The organism is Treponema phagedenis (genome assembly GCF_008153345.1).
Classification (GTDB): Bacteria; Spirochaetota; Spirochaetia; order Treponematales; family Treponemataceae; genus Treponema; species Treponema phagedenis.
Genome location: NZ_CP042818.1, coordinates 2,155,970 through 2,175,077, shown reverse-complemented (window position 1 = coordinate 2,175,077; position 19,108 = coordinate 2,155,970). Strand labels below are relative to the sequence as shown.

Sequence of the window (19,108 nt, the reverse complement as noted above, 5' to 3'; positions counted from 1 at the left end):
AAGTTTTATTCGTTTATGCGTTGCCGTAATGGCTTTGACAAATCTTAAACGTGCCTGTTGATTTTAGAGCGCAGATTCCTTAAAAAACAAATGTTCGTGTCCAAAAATCTTAATACAAATCGTACATAATTTTATAAAAAAGATTTCGACACGGCACAAGGGCGAAGTTTTAAAGCTTCAATTTTACAGGTTTGTGTTAATGCTTTAAAACATCGGTTGGAATTTGGCAACGGCGAGCAATTTACCATAGGAATGCTTAAATCCGTTACACGAAAAACTCGGAGCTTTTAACCATCAAGGCAAAATTGGGGCGGAAATATAAAATTTCGGTTCCTCTTGTTTTTTCTTCTGTATTTCTGTTACAATGTGCCTATTATTTTCGGCAATTTAAAGTTGCGGGATAAAAATAAAAAGCTTGAGGGTTTTATTTATCCTGAATAAAATCACATGAGCAAAATCTTAGGAGGTTTTAAAATGAAGAAAAATCTACGCGTAATTATGGTGCTGGCATTGATGATTTTTGTGGCGGGATGCAGTAAGAGTGATCAAAGCGGACAGCAAGGGGATCAAAATCAATCAGCGTCGGCAGGACTTGCCGAAATGAAAGGATTATCTCAGCCAATAGCAGAGCAGCCTGCTTTGTTAACAACGGTTGGGCAAAGTGCGGATGTCGCAATGGTGAAAGCTATGTTGGATAATATAGGCATAAAGTACACCATGAACAATATGGCTAAAAAAGGAGAGCTTGGAGATGCAAAAACGCTTGTGCTTGCGATAGGAGGCTCATCCAAGGGGCTCGGAGCAGCGGGAATTGATTCAGCGGCGGAACTTGTCAGAGTTAAGGGACTTATTGAAGATGCGGTAAGTAAGAATCTGACAATTATCGCTCTCCATATCGGCGGTGAAGCACGAAGAGGAGAATTATCGGATCAGTTTATTGAGCCGAGTTTTGCACATGCAAATTATGCTATTGTCGTCGCAAAAGGCGATGCTGATAATAAAATGAAAAATTTAGCCGCTCAAAAAAATATTCCGATTGATGTGATTGAAACAATGACTGATACAATCGGGCATTTAAAAGCGGCATTTAAATAAGAATACTCTTTAACTCATGTTTGAAATGAGGTATTGATGTGAATTTTGAATTAATTATTTTTTTAGTAATGGTAGTGTCATTTGTAATAGGCACTTTAGTGTTAAAATTGCCGGTCAGTATTTCAATGGTAATAGCGTCTATTATAGGGGCTGCTGTTGGAGGATACGGATTTCCGATACGGCATTTGGTTGAAGGAACCTTCGGATATATTGATACGATTTTAGTTATTGCAACAGCGATGATTTTTATGCGAGTCATACAATCATCGGGGGCTTTAGATGCTTTATCAGCGGTAATAATTGAAAAGTTTCATAAAAAACCAAGAATGCTTTTATGTTTTATCATGTTTATCATAATGTTTCCCGGCATGATCACAGGGTCATCGACAGCGGCGGTGCTTTCAACAGGTTCAATGATGGCTCCGATATTATTGGTTATGGGAATTCCCAAAGTTGAAACTGCAAGCATTATTGCTATGGGAGCGATGCTCGGAATGATTGCACCGCCTGTAAATGTTCCCGCAATGATTATTGGAGGAGGAGTAGATATACCCTACGTCGGCTTTGAGCTTCCGCTTCTTCTTTTAACAATCCCATTGGCTATCGTAATAGTATTATTTTTCGGATACAAATATGTAAAAAATATGGATATTGAGCTGATACGAAAGAATCTGCATTACGAATTGAGAGAAAAACACGGCATAAAAATATATGCACCGATTTTTGCAGCCTTACTACTTATGATTCTTAACAAAGCAGTACCCGCAATACCTGATGTCGGTATGCCGTTCGTATTTGTAATAGCATCACTGGTGGGACTGGTTACGGGTGAAAAGGTTAATATTTTAAAAACTGCAAAGTCAGCCATAAATGATGTGCTTCCGGTAATTGGCATACTCATGGGAGTCGGCATGTTTATTCAAATAATGACCTTAACAGGTGTAAGAGGTTTTATCGTTACAACTGCTCTCGATTTACCGGATGTGATGAAATATATTGCGATGGCAATTTCAATCCCCTTATTCGGAGCGGTATCGGCATACGGATCGGCATCGGTATTGGGAGTTCCCTTCCTGCTATCATTTATGAGACATAATACCATTATCACAACAGCTGCAATATCTTTAATCGCAAGCTTAGGCGATTTAATGCCGCCAACCGCATTAGCCGGAATATTTGCCGCTCAAGTAGTCGGAATGGACGGATACGTACCCGTACTTAAAAAATGTATCATACCGGCAATATGGATTATTATTTGGGCATTACTGATTATAGTATTTTCAAACACCTTAGCACCGCTGCTAATATTTTAAAAGGAGAAAAATATGATTACTCTTTTATATAGATGTTTAATATTGATTGTGTTGGCTCTTACAACATGGAATTTGTTTTCTGAAAAAAAGATATTACGCCAAGTAAACGCGGCTCTTGTACTGATTCCGTTACTACTTCGTTTATTGATGATTAAATGAGGTGTTTATAATGAAGAAAAACATAGTATCCGGCGCAATCTGCCTGGCAATAGCATTGGCGGTTGCAGTGTATACCGGAATCGAATTTAAACAAATGTGGAAAGTCCCTGAAATTACTAAGGGACCAGGCGTAACGGAAATCAAAATGCTGTCGGAGTATTTTGAAGGGCTCAAAGGTACCGCCGCCGATACGCCGATTTATATTATGCGCGGAGAAGAAACCGGCGGAAAAGTATTAATTTTAGGCGGGACGCATCCCAATGAGCCGTCATCAAATCTCTCGACCATTGTATTTATTCAGAATGTAAAACCAAAGAAGGGAACAATTTTTATTGTACCCTATACCAACAGAAGCGGCTTTACACACAATGATGCACAAGAAGCTTCGCCAAGGGACATGCATTTTACAACACGAGACGGCGAAGAAGTGGTATACCGATTTGGCTCAAGAGCAAGCAATCCGATACATCAATGGCCTGATCCCGATGTATATATCCATGCCTCTTCAGGACAAAGATTGTCAGGCTCCGAAACAAGAAATATTAATAGAGCGTATCCGGGCAGAGCTGACGGAACGCTTACGGAAAAAGCGGCATACGGAATTGTACAATTAATACAAAAAGAAGGAATTGATTTAACGTTTGACTTGCATGAAGCTTCTCCTGAATATCCTGTTATAAATGCAACGGTCTCCCATGAAAAAGGAATGGATATAGGAGCAGTGGGCGTTATGAACCTACAACTCCAAGGCATCGACATGACATTAGAGCCGTCCCCTGTCAATTTACACGGACTTACGCACCGAGAATTGGGAGATTTTACGGAAACAGTCCCTCTTTTAATGGAAACAGCAAATGCATCGCAGGGACGGATTAGAGGAGCGACAAACGAAACCTTAGCGCTTACCGGCAAGGACAAATTCTATGTTAAAAGTGCAAAAATGGGACTTCTCTACGTACCGTATGACGAAGCGGGACATCCTATCGAAGAAAGAGTAGGCAGACATTTGCAAGGTATAATTGAGTATACAAAAGCATTTGGAACTATGTACGAAAACAAAAAAATTGAATTTGAAAACTGCCCCACCTATGAGAAAATTTATAAATCCGCACCTGAAGCGGAGCTGGGAGGAAAATGGCTTGGGAAGTTTATGATTAAGTAAAAAAACACAAAAGATATAGCACCGGTCTGAGCATCAGAGTATGCTTTAACGGTGTTAAGTATAGGGCTGATGTTTTATAAAGCAAGTGAACGCAAAACGAGCATGTAAATCGGAAATATATTGGATTTAAAATATATAAACAAATAAGGTGGGCGAATACCGATTTGCAAGTAAAACAAAAGAGTAAAAAATATTTTGTAAATTTTTATGATATGTTAATTTAGAACTATGGAGGATGTATGAAATCTAAAAAAACGGTATCGTTATTATTGGTATTGGCTGTACTGCTTGCAAGCTGTACAAAATCTAAAACCGAGTCCGAACAGGGAGCGGTTTCCAAAACTTCAAAACTGACCCCGGCGTATTCGGTAGAAGGTTTTAAAACCGTAGATGCGGATGGCAGCAGGATAACAACAGGCAGAGATGCAACCGGCAAAAGCGCTATGGCTGCGGCATCTAAGTATGAAGTATCGCAAGTCGGTGCGGAAATAATGAAAAAAGGCGGAAATGCAATAGACGCTGCGATTGCTATGGGATTTGCGCTGGGAGTTTGTGAGCCCTTTACAAACGGATTGGGCGGCGGAGGACTTGCTACAATCCACACTGCCAACGGAGAAAACATATTTATTGATTTTAGAGAAATAGCTCCGAAGGGAGTAAATCTCGAAATCTATCTTGATGAAAACGGAAAATCAAACGGTAAGATACGGGAAGGCGGACTTTCCTCTGCAATCCCCGGAGAAGTAGCCGGAATGCTCTACATGCTTGAGAATTATGGTACAATGTCTCGTGCTGAAGTTATGGCTCCGGCAATTAAAATGGCTGAAGAAGGCTTTGTCGTTTCAACCTATGCGGCAAATGCAATTGCCGATGCGTATGAAAAAGCAACTAAGTATCCGGAAATGCAAAAAGTATACTGGAATGAAGCTAAACTCCCTTTTAGTGCGGGAGATGTTATTAATAATCCTGATCTTGCAAAAACGCTTAAAATTATATCGGAAAAAGGTTTAGACGGATTCTATAAGGGAGAAGTAGCGGAAGCTCTAATTGAAACTTTGAAAAAGTATGAAGGAGTTATGACTCTTGAAGATCTTTCCGATTATAAAGTGTCCGTAGCAAAACCCGTAATAGGAGATTATAGGGGATACACGATAATTTCAACACCGCCGCCCTCATCAGGAGGAACGCACCTAATTGAAATACTGAATATTATCGAAAACTTTGATGTCTCAAAATATGAGATTAATTCTCCGGAGTATATACACCTGTTTACGGAAGCATTTAAGTTATCGTTTGCAGATAGGGCAAAATATATGGCTGACACAAATTTTACAAGCGTTCCGCTAGGAGGCCTTACAGCTCAGGCATATGCTGACGAAAGAGCAAAATTAATTACCGATAAGGCCATAGAAGAGGCGGTAAGCGGAGACCCCGTATTGTATGAACACACTGACACGAGCCATTATTCTGTGGCCGATGCTCAAGGGAACTGTGTTGGAGTAACCAAAACGATAAACTATTATTTTGGAAGCGGCGTTATGGTTGACGGCTATGGATTTATGATGAATAACGAAATGGATGACTTTTCAACTAATCCTGCAAGTATTAACAAAGTTGAACCGAATAAAAAACCTTTAAGCTCAATGTCTCCGACTGTTGTACTTGATAAAAATAAGAAGCCCTTTATGATTCTCGGCACACCGGGCGGGGCAAGAATATTTTCAGGCGTAGCACAAGTAATAAGCAGAGTAATAGATAATAAATTATCCTTGCACGATGCAATTTCTGTTCCGAAAATTTGGAACAATGGACCAAAGAATAATTTTCAATATGAAGTTCCTTTAAAAGGCTATGAAAAATACAAAATAACGGAAGATACAATTAAAAAACTGGAAGAGATGGGGCACGGAAAAGCATCAACAGCAGCCAGCGGTGCTGTTCAAGCTATAATGTTTATGGAAGACGGCTCCATATACGGAACCTGCGATCCGAGACAAGACGGAAAAGCCGCAGGTTTTTAAAAACAGGGAACCTCTAAACTAATCAATTTTTAGAATCGTTCCTTAAATTTTCTTGCATAGAAAGAGACTGTTGTAAAACCGATTTTCTGTTTTGCAACAGTCCTCATTTTTTATCAGTTTTAAATAGCAGTATCAGCACTAATGAAAACAGCAATGAACTAATTAACGGAAGCTTTGAGTACTGCGTTGCATAATAGACGGAACTTTTGCCATACGCAAGAATAGAAACGGGATCATACGGAAGTCCGTAATCAGAGACAATTTTTTTAATATTTAAAAGATGTATAACGGGTACATGACGTATATAATAATTAATGAGACCGATGTTTGCATCATCTGTTTTATAAAAATGAGGCTTTTTTAAAATTCCTTGTTCGGTATACTCAGCTTCATTTGAATTTTTAAATGTTATGTTTCCGCCAACCGCAACAAAACAATCCGGTTTTTTTCCTGCATTAAACAATGCAATTTTATTTTTTATATTTTTAGAAAAATTATCTTCAATCATTATATGCAAACCGCGTTTTTGATATCTATCAAAAATTGCAGCAAGCATATCTGCGTTCATATCGCTTCCGATATCGCCTGCGCCTCCGGGAGTAACAAGAGAACTGTTAAAATTTAGTATACGGTCGTTATACAGATTGTCCAGTATTTCAGGGAAGGTTAAGTGCGTATTGTTTGCTCCATAAGTGGAAGAACCGACACTTGAAATAATTACAGCGTCAAGATTCATCGCTTGAGCTGCACTAATTACCGCTATATTCAAACCGGGGAAAGAGCCTGAAAGTCCGAAAGCAATTTTATCTCCCGGTTTGAGATTTAATTCATGATACATCTTTACAATCATAGGTGCAATGTCCGGATTTACGGCAGTTCTTTTTGCTTTAAGGTTTCCTAAGGTTGTGGTAATACCGGTTTGTTCTTCTCCGATAAGCCCCGTGTTAAGAATGTCATATTCGGAAAGCTCAATATCTAAATTTTTTTTATATTGACGAATCCGAGCCAAAGCCGCTTCAAATATTTTTCTGCTCTCTATTTGAATCTCATAGTAAGTTGTTTTTACTGTTTTTTTATTACGGTAAGAAATAGCAAGTGATAAAATATTTATCAGGATAAGCAGCGTCAGCAATATATTTTTTCTCTGTAAAGCCATAGATTAAAACACCTGCATGTTAAAAATAAGCAAAATCATCGTAATGAGAATCACTGCAAAGGTCATTGCCAATAAAGTACTTATAATGCCTTGTCTGTCTAATTGATTTGCAAGAATTCCCGGTACCAAATAACCTATTATCCCGGGGTTTGGATTATAGATTCCTGAGTAGACAATAAGCAGATTTAAAAAATAAGCCGTAAGTATCATGAGCGCAAATTTTCTTCTGCCATAAATGATTACGTATCGTGAAAAGAATTTAATTACTAACATAGTTAGAAGTGAGATCAGTATGGTGTAAATTATTTTCGGATAATTATTAAGATTTAGTACTAAATATCCCGGAACAATAATGCCGCCCGGATTAATGCCCATAAATTCACAAAACAATAAAGACAATATAATGCTAAGGAGCAAAGTTTTCTCGTACATACAGGGTTCCTTTAGTCTCTATATAACTGATGAGCTCTTTTCCGGAATTGGCAATATTCCCGACAGAAAAAATCATCGTATTTTTCAAACGCTCAATATCAAAATCCGCTCTATTGCTAAGTATTTCAACATCGCCGTGTTTTATTTTTTTCTTCAAAACATTTGCAAAAGAGCCCATGAGTATAGTTTTATCGGGTTTCAATTCGTTTGCTACTTGAATCATTTCCAGCGCTCTCATTCCCCGATCCGCCCTATTATTAATTAACAGGACAAAGTTCAAATTTTTTAGGTATGGGAGCAGTTTTAAATAGCTAAAAACAATTTTTATTGAATCACTATCATTTATCGACAATCCGTTTATAAAAAAAGAGTGCGTACCGACCGCATAAATTTTTAGATCATAAGGATCGTGTTTAAAATTTTTTATTCCCTGCAAAGCGAGGGTTTTATCTATGTGTAAATATTTGCCGATATCCAATGCTAATTGGTAATTATCGCTGAATAAATTATCATCCGTTGGTACTGAAAGATATGTTTGTGTATTATATTTATTGCCAAAACGTTGAATTCTTTGAAACATATTTTTATCGGCGGTGAACATTACGCCGTTTTTGGGCATGGTGCTACAAAGAGAATCGCAGATTTGTTCAAGAGAGTCTCCCATTTCTTCTACATGATCATGCCGAATATTGGTAATCACCCCAATATCGGCTTGAACCATCTGATTCTGCGATATAAATTGCAGGTCGGGATTAACGGCCATACATTCAATAACAAGAATTTCCGCACTTTCTTTATATGCTTTTTTCATAGTCCAAAGCTGCTCTTTAATATTTGCACACCCTCTTCTCTTTATCAAATGCTCAACACCCTTAGTATCAATATAAATCGGTTCAGTTCCGGTGGTCTTTGAAAATACTTTTTTTCCGCCGGCTCTTAACACGGAGTCGATAAGTCTTGTAACTGAAGACTTACCCCTCGTTCCGTTGACGTATATGACATGCTCAAAACTCTTTCTGTATTTTTTTGCATTTATACTTTCAAAAAATAAATAGAGAAAAAACAATACACTCAAAACTAAAATTATCAGGTTCACACTGTCCTCGTAATGTATAAAATATTTTATCATAAAATTAAATGAAAATTAAGATTAAGAGAAATAAAAAATATTGTAACCCTTTTCTTCTAAAAAAAAGATTTCGACACAACGCAAGGGCGAGCAACTTACCATAGGGCGAAGTTTTGAAGATTTACCTTTAACTTCGCCTACGAGTTTTAAAGCTTCAATTTTACAGTTTTGTGTTGATGCTTTAAAACATCGGTTGGAATTTGGCAACGGTGAGCAATTTACCATAGGAATGCTTAAATCCGTTACGCGAAAAACTCGGATCTTTTAGCCATCAAGGCAAAATTGGGACGGAAATATAAAATTTCGGTTCCCCTTGTTTTTTCTTCTGTATTTCTGTTAGAATGCTGGTATGGATTTTGTACATTTACACGTTCATTCGGATTATTCATTGCTGGATGGAGCTTCTTCCATTCAAAAACTTGTTTCAACCGCAAAAAAACTCGGGCAGCCCGCGCTGGCGCTTACCGATCATGGGAATATGTTCGGGGTGTTGCGTTTTCAGGAAGAGTGCAAAAAGCAGGAAATCAAGCCGCTTATCGGCTGTGAACTTTATGTTGCGGCAAAAAGCAGGTTTGATCGTAATAAACAAATAAACGGACGAAATTATTATCACTTAATACTTATTGCAAAAAATGAGATCGGTTACCGTAATTTGATAGTGTTATCTTCTAAGGCGTATACCGAAGGCATGTATTATAAGCCGCGTATCGATGATGAACTTTTGCAAGCGCACTCGGAGGGGCTTATCTGTCTTTCCGCTTGTCTTGCCGGACAGTTGCCGTATCTTTTGTTAAACGGGCGGAAAGAAGAGGCTGAGGCACATGTACGGAAGTATCTGGATATTTTCGGTGATAATTATTTTATTGAAGTACAAAATCACGGGCTTGCCGAGCAAAAAAAAGTTACACCGCTGCTAATTGAAATGGCGCGAAAGCTTGGCATTCCGATGGTGCTCACCAATGATGTACATTATGCAGAGCAAAAAGACTCTGTTGCACAAGATATTTTGCTTTGCATCGGTATGAAAAAAGTGCGTACCGATACTAACCGCATGAAATTTGAAACCGACCAATTTTATTTAAAATCCGCGGAAGAAATGGCAAAACTCTTTCCCGAATATCCTGAAATGATGAGCAATACGCTTCGTATTGCGGATATGTGCAATGTAGAGATCCCGCAGCCAGGTCCGCTTTTACCGGTGTATAAAATCCCGGAAGAATTTGCTTCAAAGGATTTATACATCCGTCATCTGGTAGCAGAAGGCTTAAAAACACGCTACGAGGTAATCACCGATGAAATAAAAAAACGGGCTGAATATGAACTTGATATCATTATTAAAATGGATTTTGTCGGTTACTTTTTAATTGTCTGGGACTTTATCAACTGGGCAAAAAATCACGATATTCCTGTCGGTCCTGGGAGAGGCTCCGGGGCGGGTTCCATTGTTGCCTATGCAATGCGTATCACCGATATAGATCCGCTGCGTTATAAACTCCTTTTTGAACGCTTTTTAAACCCCGAGCGTATTTCAATGCCGGACTTTGACGTTGATTTTTGCTTCGAAAGAAGACAGGAAGTAATTGAATATGTGCGTCAAAAATACGGGGACGAAAGTGTCGGGCAAATTATTACCTTCGGAACCCTAAAGCCGAAGGCGGCGATCAAAGATGTCGGAAGAGTTTTAAACATTCCTTTGGCTGATGTAAATATGATAACTAAACTCATGCCTGAGGATCCTAAACTCACTTTTGAAAAAGCACTTACAATTCCTGAACTTGTACAAATTAAAGAAACGCCTGAATACACCGAGCTTTTTCAAATTGCGGAAGCTCTTGAAGATTCTAACCGAAACACCAGTTTACATGCGGCGGGCATTGTAATCGGAAAAACAAAACTTACAGATTATGTACCTCTTTATAAAGACTCAAAAACCGGAAAAATTGCAACTCAGTTTACCATGGATTTAATTGAGCAATGCGGTTTGGTAAAAATGGATTTTTTGGGATTAAAAACGTTAACGCTTATAAAACACACTGAAGATCTTATCCGAAGACGAGGCGGAGCGCTTGCAAATTTTTCAATCCAAAATATCTGCGACGATGATGAGCGCACGTATAAAATGCTTGGAGAAGGCATGTCCGCTGCAGTGTTTCAATTTGAAAGCAAGGGGATGCAAGGCATTTTAAAACGGGCAAAACCCGATAAAATTGAAGACCTCATCGCATTAAATGCTCTGTATCGCCCCGGGCCGATGGCTTTTATCGATCAGTTTATTGAATCAAAATTTGATAACTCAAAAATAAAATATCCGGATCCATGTTTACAAGATATTTTGGAAGAAACATACGGCGTCATTGTGTATCAGGAACAGGTTATGCAGGTTGCCCAGAAAATAGGTGGCCTTTCCCTAGGAGAAGCCGATATTTTACGCCGGGCAATGGGGAAAAAAAAGAAAGAAGTTATGGCTGAGTGGAAGGTAAAATTTGCCGAGCGCGCCGTAACGCAGGGGTTTGATAAAAAACATGCCGAAGAAATATTTGATATTCTTGTTCCTTTTGCCGGTTACGGCTTTAACAAAAGCCATGCAGCCGCATACTCGGTTCTTGCCTATCAAACCGCATACTTAAAAGCAAACTTCCCTGCGGAATTTATGGCGGCGAACCTCACCAATGAAATTACCTCAGTCGATAAACTTCCGGTTTATATTGAAGAAGCTGAAAAAATGGGGCTTACGATTGTGCCGCCAAGTATAAACAAATCGGAACCTTATTTTAGTGTCGATAAAGGAGAAATTATTTTCGGCTTTTTAGGCATTAAAGGAGTCGGAGAGCAGGCAGCAATTGATATCTATAACGAAAGAAAAACTAACGGTATGTATAAATCTTTTATTGATTTCTTGGATCGGGTAGACTTACATACTGTCAAGAAATCAACCGTAGAAGTGCTTATTAAAACCGGTTGCTTTGATGAATTTGACATAAACCGTGCAACGTTAATCGGTCAGTATGAAGCGGCAATGGGCTATGCCGCTCAAAAAAAAGAAGGTCAAGAAAGCGGACAAGTAAGCCTTTTTGAAAACACCGGCATTAAAGAATTTTCCGATTTTGTTTTTGCACGGGTTGAAGATTTGCCTCAAAAAGAAAAACTGCGTATGGAAAAAGATCTTGTCGGGTTTTATATTTCAGGGCATCCCCTTGATGAATATCGTAAAATAATAGAAACAACCGCAACATTGGATTTAGGACATTTGGAAAGGGCAACCCCTGAAAAAAAATACCTCATTGTCGGCATGCTGAATGCAATTAAACCATATACCACAAAAAAAGGTCAAAGCATGGCGTTCGGCAGTTTTGAGGATCTGCACGGAGTAATTGATCTTGTATTTTTTTCAAAAATATGGGAAGAACAAAGAGCTCGATTTTTGCCAGAAACTGTTATGGGCCTTATCGGCACTGTTGATACCAATAGGGAAGAGCCTTCTTTTTTAGTAGATTCTTATATTAGTCTTGATGAGTTAGAAGAAAAATCTATAAAAGAAGTGCATGTAGAAGTTGATTCTCTTTCTATGTCAACCGATAAACAATTTCAGCACTTAAGAGATTTTTTGCTTGGAGCGGAGAACGGTACCTGCGATGTTTTTATTCATATTGCGATTGAAGATAAAATATATATTGTACAAGCTTCATCGCAGGTAAAGGTTTCTTCGGATGATAATTTTTTATCAGCTCTTGGAGAGCAACCGGGCGTATTACAGGTTTGGAAAGAGTAAAAAATTATCTTGCTGTTTTAATTAACACCAATCGCAGGGTGTTAATACTATTTCTTAAGGCTTAGCCTTATAAAACTACTTAAAATTACGGGAGTAACTATGATTCGTTCATTTTTTTCAACATTATCAACCTTTATCTGGATATATTCACTTTTATGCATTGCAAGAATCTTCCTTTCATGGGCACCGCAATTATTATACTCACAAGTAGGAACATTTTTGTCGACTATTTGTGATCCATATTTAGATTGGTTCAGACGCTTTAAATTTATGCGTGCCGGTATGGTTGATTTTTCTCCGATTGTATCAATCGGCTTGCTTACGGTATTATCACAGGCAGCCTCAAGCATTGCGATAACAGGCAGCTTTTCAGTATTGCAAATCATTATTCAAATAATCTTACTTATATGGTCTTTTTTCAGATTTTTCCTCAATTTATTGTCAATTCTTTTAATCATACGGTTAATTTATCACTTTATGCACACAAAAACATATTCACAATTTTGGATAATGCTTGACAAATTTCTTGCGCCGGTTATTACCAAAATAACACGAATAACCTACGCGCTCAAAATACATCTGTCTTATTGCGGCTCTTTGATCCTTTCCATCATTGTGATCCTGACTATCAGATTTTTGCTTGGAGCATTTATCGGCTCTCTCATCACATCGTTAATGATTGGAGCTTTCCACTTTAGCATTCTATAAAATCGGACTTTTGCTTTTTTCTTATTTTTAACTGCAAAGAAAAGAATAAAAATCTTCTTAGCGTTTGTCGAGCGAGATGTTTATCTTGACTAAGTGGCTCTTTCAATAGTAAAATATAGATATGGTTAAAGCGGTTTTTGCAGGTTCTTTTGATCCTCCTACGTATGGGCATTTAAATATTATTGAAAGAGCTCGAAAGCTTTTTTCAGAAGTGCATGTGGTCATTGCGGTTAATCAGGAAAAACAATATTTCCTGTCAAATGAGGAAAGACTGCATATTATGGAAAAACTGGTTACGTGTTGGACAAATGTACGCGTCAGTACGTGGGATTCTTTAATTGTCAACTATGCAGAAGAGGTTGGGGCTGAGGTTCTCATCCGCGGTGTAAGAAATACGTCCGATTTTTCTTATGAATTTGATTTGGCAATGATGAATAAGGGGTTAAAAGACGATATTGATACTATTTTTTTAGCGCCCGACCCTCAATTTTTTGTTTTACGTTCAAGCTCGATCAAAGAGCTTGCTTTATTCGGAGGCGATATTTCCGCTATGGTGCCTCCGATTGTAGAAAAAATAATTAAGACAAAACTCGGTACACGGTGTAAATCCTGATTCGCCTTATGCCTTATCTCTGCCGATAAGTCCCGCGATTTTATCGGGATAATCGGTAATGATTGCATCTACACCGGTTTCGATAATCTTTTTATAATCTAATTGAATAGAGCCGAACCATGTGTTTACTTTAATTCCTTTACGGTGGAATCTTTGTACCAGTTCTTTTGAAATACTGTATGCTGATGGGTGCCAACATTCAATGTCGAGCTTTTGTACATAATTTTCCGGATCGATTTGCCAGCTGTCAACTAAAAGTCCACAGACAAGTTTTGAATCGATCTCTTTTACTCTCATTATTGTCTCATGGTTAAAAGAAGAAAGAATAACTTTTTCGCACATATCAAACTCTTTAATAAGCTCATATGTTTTTTGCTCTATGCCTTCGTACGGGAAAATACCGGTTTTTAGCTCAATATTGGTGATAAGTTTTGTTTTTTTCGCAAAGGCAAAATATTCTTTTAAAGTGGGAATCGCTTCAAAATCTCTTGGTTTGTTAGATTTTGCAGCGGCGTTAAGTTTTTTTAATTCTGCAAGTGTTTTATCTTTTACCAAACCTTCTCCGTCTGTTGTGCGTTCAAGCGTTTCATCATGGATAATAACAAGCTCTCCATCTTTTGAAAGATGCACATCAAATTCAATACCGTCAGCGCCGGCTTCCAACGCTTTTTGAAAGGCAAGCATGGTGTTTTCAGGATATTTACTGCGAAAACCTCTGTGTGCGATATTTAGCATTTTTATCTCCGTTAAAAAGAATCTATCTATAGCGTATTGATTTTTCGTATGTTCATACCACAGATATCTCTATAAAGCCTATCTCGTCTTACATCTCTGTTTTTACTGGTTGTAAAAGTTCTCTTTCTCTTTTATGCCGTTCAAAGTCCGCTCGCTCATTTTTTGAGTAAATACAGCCGCAATAATCTTGCCGATAAAGCCCGAATCGCTTGCTTAGCTCAATTGAAGAAAGATACCCGTTTTTTTTCTTAAAATCGCTTGAAAGCCAGCGGCAGTTTTCCGTCGAAAGCGCAGAACCGATTTTGTTTATTTTTTCCGCATTTTTTAGCGGACTGACCGAAAGGGTAGAGCAAAAATAATCAAATCCGTTTTTTTGTGCCGCTTCGGCAGTGATTGAAAGCCGCAAATGATAACAACGAAAACACCGTTCGCCGCCTTCTCGGCAGTTTTCGTATCCTTTTGCAATTGTATAAAATGCTTCAGGGCTATACTCTGCAGTAATAATTCTAACGGGAATCGGGAAAAGCTTTTGCGCATTATAAATTTCGATAAGCCGCTGCTGTTCTTCCGCACGTTTTTTGTATTCGTTGTCGCTGTCAATATTCGGGTTATAATAAAACACCGTGAGTTTAAAATGCGGAGCAAGTCGTTTGATTACGGATGAGCTACAGGGTGCACAACAGGAATGCAATAATAATGTAGAAACTATACCCGATGTTTTAAGGTTTTCGATAGTTTCTTCCATAAATATATTATAATTTATTTTCATGATAAAATATGATTCCTAATATAATGAACAAGTTCATCAATAAAAAAGTTAACATCGGGGATTTCTTCTTGAGAAAATCTAAATGCAATTGCTCCCTGATGTCCGCCCCCGTTTCTGATTTGCATGTCTTTTAAAAGCTTCCGCAAGTCAACTCCTTTAAGGGATGAGTCCACGCGAATTCTAAATTGAATTTTGTCGGAAATTGAATCAAGATCTCTATAGGCGGATATACCTAATCCCTTTGTATTTTCGGCTACATCGTTTGTTGCTATTTTTATCATACCGATGAATTGACTATAATCAATTTCCTTTGTTATTTCTTTGGTTGCTTTTTCATCTAATGAAATTATTCCTATTTTATCGTAGAACTCAGCCCGTTCCATTATTTTTTGATATGCATCTTTTTCTTCATTGGAGAGGGCTTCCAAAACTTCAAGGATTTCTTCCATTGATTTTATATTTTCAGTTAATGTTCCCGTTTTTTTTCGTAAAATTCTATTTAACTTTTTTGAAAAATAAGAAAAAAAAGCCTTATCTCGTCCGGTAAAAAGATACACGCCTTGTTTTGCGTCTCCCATCATGCCGGTGAGCATTGCAAGTACAATATTTCTTGAATACAATTCACGGATACAAAAGATACGTAATATTTCAGGATACTGCTCTAGCTTATAGCAGATGTACGCAATTATTTCGCAGGTGCTGGAAGCTCGCATAACAAGCGATAAATTTTCCTCTCCGCAATAACATGCATCTGCCGACAAATGATGATCCAACTCTATTTTTCTTATAGCAGGATTTTTTAAAAATGCCTTACTCCGCGCATCGGTAAAAATCATGGAAGGTTTTGGCGTATCTAAAATAACGACTACCTCAGGGTCTTTCATGTCAGAGATTGTATTGATATGCACTCGCACCTTATTATAAATACAAATATCAATGAGAAATAAAAGCTGCTCTTGAATAGGTCCTTGGAAGAAAATATCAACAGTTTTTTCAAATTTACGCAAAAGCAAGGCAGCCGCTACTAACGATGCGATACAGTCTTCATCGGGGTATTCATGTCCCATCAGCAAAAAAGAATGATGACCGATGAGAATAGGATAAAAATTCTTTATTACGATATTTCTCTTGGTTACCGAAAGACCTTCTTCTTTTCTCATACTCGGAGCACAAGCGGTTTCTAAAGTTACACTCTCCATAATACCATCATAGCATAAAACAAATGAAAATACAGTGTTTTTCATGGATTTTCTTGATTATGTCTTTTTTTTTGTTTTTACTTGTTTCTTGGCAAAAATTAGAGTATTTTAGTAGTATGAACGATGAGATAAAAATAGAGTCAACGGTTCTTATAAAAGAAAAAATAAAAGAACCGGGGTTTTATCGTGTATTACTTCTTAATGATGATATAACAACAATGGATTTTGTTATATCAATACTTATAGAGGTTTTTCATAAAAATTACAAAGAAGCTGAAATTATTATGCTTACCGTTCATACCCAAGGGAGCGGTTTAGTCGGCACGTATACCTATGATATTGCTGCTACCCGCTGTAAAAAAGTAGAAATGCTGGCACAAGAAAACGGGTTTCCGTTAAAGTGTATAATGGAGAAAGAATGAAAATAGCAGTGAGTCCCATAGTTCAGAGTATTTTTGATCAAGCATATGAAGCAGCGGAAAAAAATCATCATGAATATGTTACTCCGGAGCATGTTCTGTTTGTTGCGCTTAACCATCCGGAAACCCTACGAATTCTTACACTTTGTTATGCAAACATAGAGTATATCTATGATAGTTTGGCTGAATTTTTACGAACACAGATTCCGATCGACATGAAAAATGCTCCCACTCAGTCTTTGGGCTCTCAATACTTACTTAAACGCTCTCTTTTGTACTGCGAAGCAAATCAAAAAGATACTCTTGAAGTCAGCGATTTGCTTATATGTATTTTCGAAGCTGAAACAAATTTCTCATCATACTATATGAGAATGAGCGGCATCAGTCATTTGAAACTAACCGAAGCAATCAATCATCTGAATTCAAAAGAGATAAGCGAATTTTCCGCTTTTTTTGATGAAGATATGAACGATCTGAATGAGCGGGAATTGGAAAATCGGGGCTTTAGCATTTTTGACAGCTTTTCACAAACTGAAAATGAATCTGATTCGGATGAAGAGTACTCAATGAATGAAAATCTTTTTCGTCAAAAGAAAAACAACGCACAAAGTGCTTTGGAGCAATATACTGTTAACCTAACAGAAAAAGCACGCAATAACGAGCTTTCTCCGCTTATCGGGAGAGAAAATGAGATTGAGCGAACTATTCAAATTCTTTGCAGAAAGCAAAAAAATAATCCAGTGCATGTCGGCGAAAGCGGCGTAGGAAAAACCGCAATAACGGAAGGCTTGGCACAACTTATTGCTGAAAACAAAGTTCCGCCGCTTCTTCAAAATTATGATATTTTCAGCCTTGATATGGCAAGTCTTTTAGCCGGAACAAAATTCCGCGGAGATTTTGAAGAACGGCTTAAAAAAATATCGGATGAGTTAATTCAAAAAAAGAAGGTTATTCTATTTATTGATGAAATCCATACAGTTATCGGAGCGGGTGCAAGCGGAAACGGAGGGTTGGACGCTTCGAATTTATTAAAACCTATTCTCTCTTCAGGTAAAATTCGTTGCATCGGCTCGACAACATACGAAGAATATAATAAGTATTTTACAAAAGATCGAGCTTTGGCACGGCGCTTCCAAAAAATAGATATTGAAGAGCCGAGTGAAGAAGAAACTCTAAAAATTTTAAAAGGTTTACAGCCTTTATATGAAGCATACCATCAGGTGCGGTATACTGATGGTGCTCTTCAATCAGCGGTACATCTTTCAGCCCTCTATATTCAAGATAAATTTTTACCGGATAAGGCAATTGATGTAATTGATGAAGCGGGGGCAAAAGCAAGAATTTTCCAGTCAAAGCAAGGGAAAACTCAATGCGAAATGATAATTGAAGAAAAAGACATTGATGCAATAGTTGCTAAAATCGCGAAGATTCCCGAGCGAACAGTTACAATCAATGAAACGGAGCGATTAAAAGAGCTGGAGCAGCATATTGCCGCAAAGGTGTTCGGACAGGAAGAGGCGGTTCGTGCGGTTGCTCAGGCGGTAAAACGCTCCCGTGCAGGTTTCCGTGCAAAAAACAAACCGGTTGCAAATCTTTTTTTTGCAGGTCCTACCGGCGTAGGAAAAACTGAGCTTGCCCGTTCGCTTGCGGAAGAACTCGGTATTGCACTGCATCGGTTTGATATGAGCGAATATCAGGAAAAACATACGGTCAGCCGTTTAATCGGCTCCCCGCCGGGGTATGTAGGTTTTGATGAAGGCGGCCTTTTAACCGATGCGATCAGAAAACAGCCGCATGCGGTTCTTCTGCTTGATGAAATTGAAAAAGCTCATGCGGATATTTTTAATATTCTTTTGCAAATTATGGATTATGCAACGCTCACGGATAATCAGGGCAGAAAAGCTGATTTTCGGAATGTAATTATTATTATGACAGGAAATGCCGGTGCCCGCGATATCGGAAAGCCCATTCTCGGGTTTGGCGATGAATACCAAACCGATAGTGCGGTGGATGAGGCGGTGGAACAGGCTTTTACTCCCGAATTCAGGAATCGATTAGACATGGTGATAAAATTTAATGCGCTGAGCAAAGACGCAATGGTTCAAATTGTAGAAAAAGAATTAGCCGCTTTACGCTCGCAGCTGGCTGAAAAAGGTATTTTATTTGAGGTTCCCGCCGATTGCATTAAATTGCTTGCAGAAAAAGGCTATTCAAAAGAGTTTGGAGCAAGAAATGCCGCTCGACTTGTAGAGCGGGAATTGATAAATCCTCTTGTTGACTTGGTGCTCTTTGACGGTTTACGAGAAGGCGACACTGCCACATGTAAAATTCACGCAGGCTCAGCCGGTAACGATACACAAGCTCTTTTAACGGTGTATAAGAAATAGGGGTATCAGAAAAAAAAGCCGAACGCTTAAAACGTTCGGCTT

15 protein-coding genes are annotated in these 19,108 nt (G+C 38.2%); 9 read left to right on the top strand and 6 right to left on the bottom strand.

Translation table 11 applies throughout. The annotated features are described in order from the left end of the window. Positions 1-474 precede the first annotated feature (474 nt). The 4 genes from FUT79_RS09685 to ggt all read left to right on the top strand — a co-directional run bounded on the left by FUT79_RS09685 (position 475) and on the right by ggt (position 5,750). Positions 475-1,095: a DUF6305 family protein gene (locus tag FUT79_RS09685; protein WP_024752493.1), complete on the top strand. Its 621-nt coding sequence runs from the start codon at positions 475-477 to the stop codon at positions 1,093-1,095. A gap of 38 nt (positions 1,096-1,133) precedes the next feature. Next, complete coding sequence (locus FUT79_RS09680; RefSeq protein WP_024752494.1) at positions 1,134-2,408, top strand: TRAP transporter large permease subunit; 1,275 nt, start codon at positions 1,134-1,136, stop codon at positions 2,406-2,408. A 169-nt stretch (positions 2,409-2,577) separates the two neighbouring features. Beyond that, positions 2,578-3,729 (top strand): M14 family metallopeptidase, encoded by a 1,152-nt coding sequence (locus tag FUT79_RS09675; protein ID WP_024752495.1) that lies wholly within the window; start codon positions 2,578-2,580, stop codon positions 3,727-3,729. A gap of 239 nt (positions 3,730-3,968) precedes the next feature. Continuing rightward, positions 3,969-5,750 (top strand): gamma-glutamyltransferase, encoded by a 1,782-nt coding sequence (ggt, locus tag FUT79_RS09670; RefSeq protein ID WP_024752496.1) that lies wholly within the window; start codon positions 3,969-3,971, stop codon positions 5,748-5,750. Between the two features lie 103 nt (positions 5,751-5,853). Here ggt and pgsW read toward each other — a convergent pair whose 3' ends face one another. From pgsW to pgsB, 3 genes are read right to left on the bottom strand one after another with little or no spacing between them, the layout of a single operon-like run. Next, positions 5,854-6,906: a poly-gamma-glutamate system protein gene (gene pgsW / locus FUT79_RS09665; RefSeq protein WP_024752497.1), complete on the bottom strand. Its 1,053-nt coding sequence runs from the start codon at positions 6,904-6,906 to the stop codon at positions 5,854-5,856. A 3-nt stretch (positions 6,907-6,909) separates the two neighbouring features. Continuing rightward, positions 6,910-7,338: a poly-gamma-glutamate biosynthesis protein PgsC gene (gene pgsC / locus FUT79_RS09660; RefSeq protein ID WP_024752498.1), complete on the bottom strand. Its 429-nt coding sequence runs from the start codon at positions 7,336-7,338 to the stop codon at positions 6,910-6,912. Beyond that, positions 7,313-8,434 carry a poly-gamma-glutamate synthase PgsB gene (pgsB, locus tag FUT79_RS09655; RefSeq protein ID WP_174897154.1) on the bottom strand — a complete coding sequence of 374 codons (1,122 nt, stop codon included), beginning with the start codon at positions 8,432-8,434 and terminating at the stop codon, positions 7,313-7,315. Before pgsB ends, pgsC begins: the two co-directional genes overlap by 26 nt. 382 nt (positions 8,435-8,816) lie before the next feature. Between pgsB and dnaE the strand changes: the two genes are divergently transcribed. The 3 genes from dnaE to coaD all read left to right on the top strand — a co-directional run bounded on the left by dnaE (position 8,817) and on the right by coaD (position 13,557). Beyond that, positions 8,817-12,236 carry a DNA polymerase III subunit alpha gene (dnaE, locus tag FUT79_RS09650; protein WP_024752500.1) on the top strand — a complete coding sequence of 1,140 codons (3,420 nt, stop codon included), beginning with the start codon at positions 8,817-8,819 and terminating at the stop codon, positions 12,234-12,236. Between the two features lie 99 nt (positions 12,237-12,335). Then, positions 12,336-12,944, top strand: coding sequence for a YggT family protein (locus FUT79_RS09645; protein ID WP_024752501.1), 609 nt, complete (start codon positions 12,336-12,338; stop codon positions 12,942-12,944). A 121-nt stretch (positions 12,945-13,065) separates the two neighbouring features. Then, positions 13,066-13,557, top strand: coding sequence for a pantetheine-phosphate adenylyltransferase (gene coaD, locus FUT79_RS09640; RefSeq protein ID WP_024752502.1), 492 nt, complete (start codon positions 13,066-13,068; stop codon positions 13,555-13,557). A 6-nt stretch (positions 13,558-13,563) separates the two neighbouring features. Here the strand turns inward: coaD and FUT79_RS09635 are convergent, their stop codons facing one another. The 3 genes from FUT79_RS09635 to FUT79_RS09625 form a co-directional block, all read right to left on the bottom strand. After that, complete coding sequence (locus FUT79_RS09635) at positions 13,564-14,292, bottom strand: glycerophosphodiester phosphodiesterase (RefSeq protein WP_148889601.1); 729 nt, start codon at positions 14,290-14,292, stop codon at positions 13,564-13,566. Between the two features lie 88 nt (positions 14,293-14,380). Beyond that, positions 14,381-15,061: an epoxyqueuosine reductase QueH gene (locus FUT79_RS09630; RefSeq protein ID WP_044634185.1), complete on the bottom strand. Its 681-nt coding sequence runs from the start codon at positions 15,059-15,061 to the stop codon at positions 14,381-14,383. Beyond that, complete coding sequence (locus FUT79_RS09625; protein WP_244951084.1) at positions 15,058-16,260, bottom strand: DHH family phosphoesterase; 1,203 nt, start codon at positions 16,258-16,260, stop codon at positions 15,058-15,060. Before FUT79_RS09625 ends, FUT79_RS09630 begins: the two co-directional genes overlap by 4 nt. Positions 16,261-16,376: 116 nt before the next feature. On the opposite strand from FUT79_RS09625, the gene FUT79_RS09620 reads away from it, so the two are divergent. Together FUT79_RS09620 and clpA are read left to right on the top strand one after the other, a co-directional pair. After that, positions 16,377-16,682, top strand: coding sequence for an ATP-dependent Clp protease adaptor ClpS (locus FUT79_RS09620; RefSeq protein ID WP_024752506.1), 306 nt, complete (start codon positions 16,377-16,379; stop codon positions 16,680-16,682). Then, on the top strand, positions 16,679-19,066 hold the full coding sequence (clpA, locus tag FUT79_RS09615) for an ATP-dependent Clp protease ATP-binding subunit ClpA (RefSeq protein WP_024752507.1): 2,388 nt from the start codon (positions 16,679-16,681) through the stop codon (positions 19,064-19,066). Before FUT79_RS09620 ends, clpA begins: the two co-directional genes overlap by 4 nt. Positions 19,067-19,108 lie beyond the last annotated feature (42 nt).

Coding starts and splice junctions, on each gene's coding strand:
- FUT79_RS09620 (WP_024752506.1), top strand. CDS start 16,377: ATGAACGATGAGATAAAAATAGAGTCAACGGTTCTTATAAAAGAAAAA.
- pgsW (WP_024752497.1), bottom strand. CDS start 6,906: ATGGCTTTACAGAGAAAAAATATATTGCTGACGCTGCTTATCCTGATA.
- pgsC (WP_024752498.1), bottom strand. CDS start 7,338: ATGTACGAGAAAACTTTGCTCCTTAGCATTATATTGTCTTTATTGTTT.
- FUT79_RS09625 (WP_244951084.1), bottom strand. CDS start 16,260: ATGGAGAGTGTAACTTTAGAAACCGCTTGTGCTCCGAGTATGAGAAAA.
- FUT79_RS09685 (WP_024752493.1), top strand. CDS start 475: ATGAAGAAAAATCTACGCGTAATTATGGTGCTGGCATTGATGATTTTT.
- clpA (WP_024752507.1), top strand. CDS start 16,679: ATGAAAATAGCAGTGAGTCCCATAGTTCAGAGTATTTTTGATCAAGCA.
- FUT79_RS09630 (WP_044634185.1), bottom strand. CDS start 15,061: ATGAAAATAAATTATAATATATTTATGGAAGAAACTATCGAAAACCTT.
- FUT79_RS09635 (WP_148889601.1), bottom strand. CDS start 14,292: ATGCTAAATATCGCACACAGAGGTTTTCGCAGTAAATATCCTGAAAAC.
- coaD (WP_024752502.1), top strand. CDS start 13,066: ATGGTTAAAGCGGTTTTTGCAGGTTCTTTTGATCCTCCTACGTATGGG.
- ggt (WP_024752496.1), top strand. CDS start 3,969: ATGAAATCTAAAAAAACGGTATCGTTATTATTGGTATTGGCTGTACTG.
- FUT79_RS09675 (WP_024752495.1), top strand. CDS start 2,578: ATGAAGAAAAACATAGTATCCGGCGCAATCTGCCTGGCAATAGCATTG.
- dnaE (WP_024752500.1), top strand. CDS start 8,817: ATGGATTTTGTACATTTACACGTTCATTCGGATTATTCATTGCTGGAT.
- FUT79_RS09645 (WP_024752501.1), top strand. CDS start 12,336: ATGATTCGTTCATTTTTTTCAACATTATCAACCTTTATCTGGATATAT.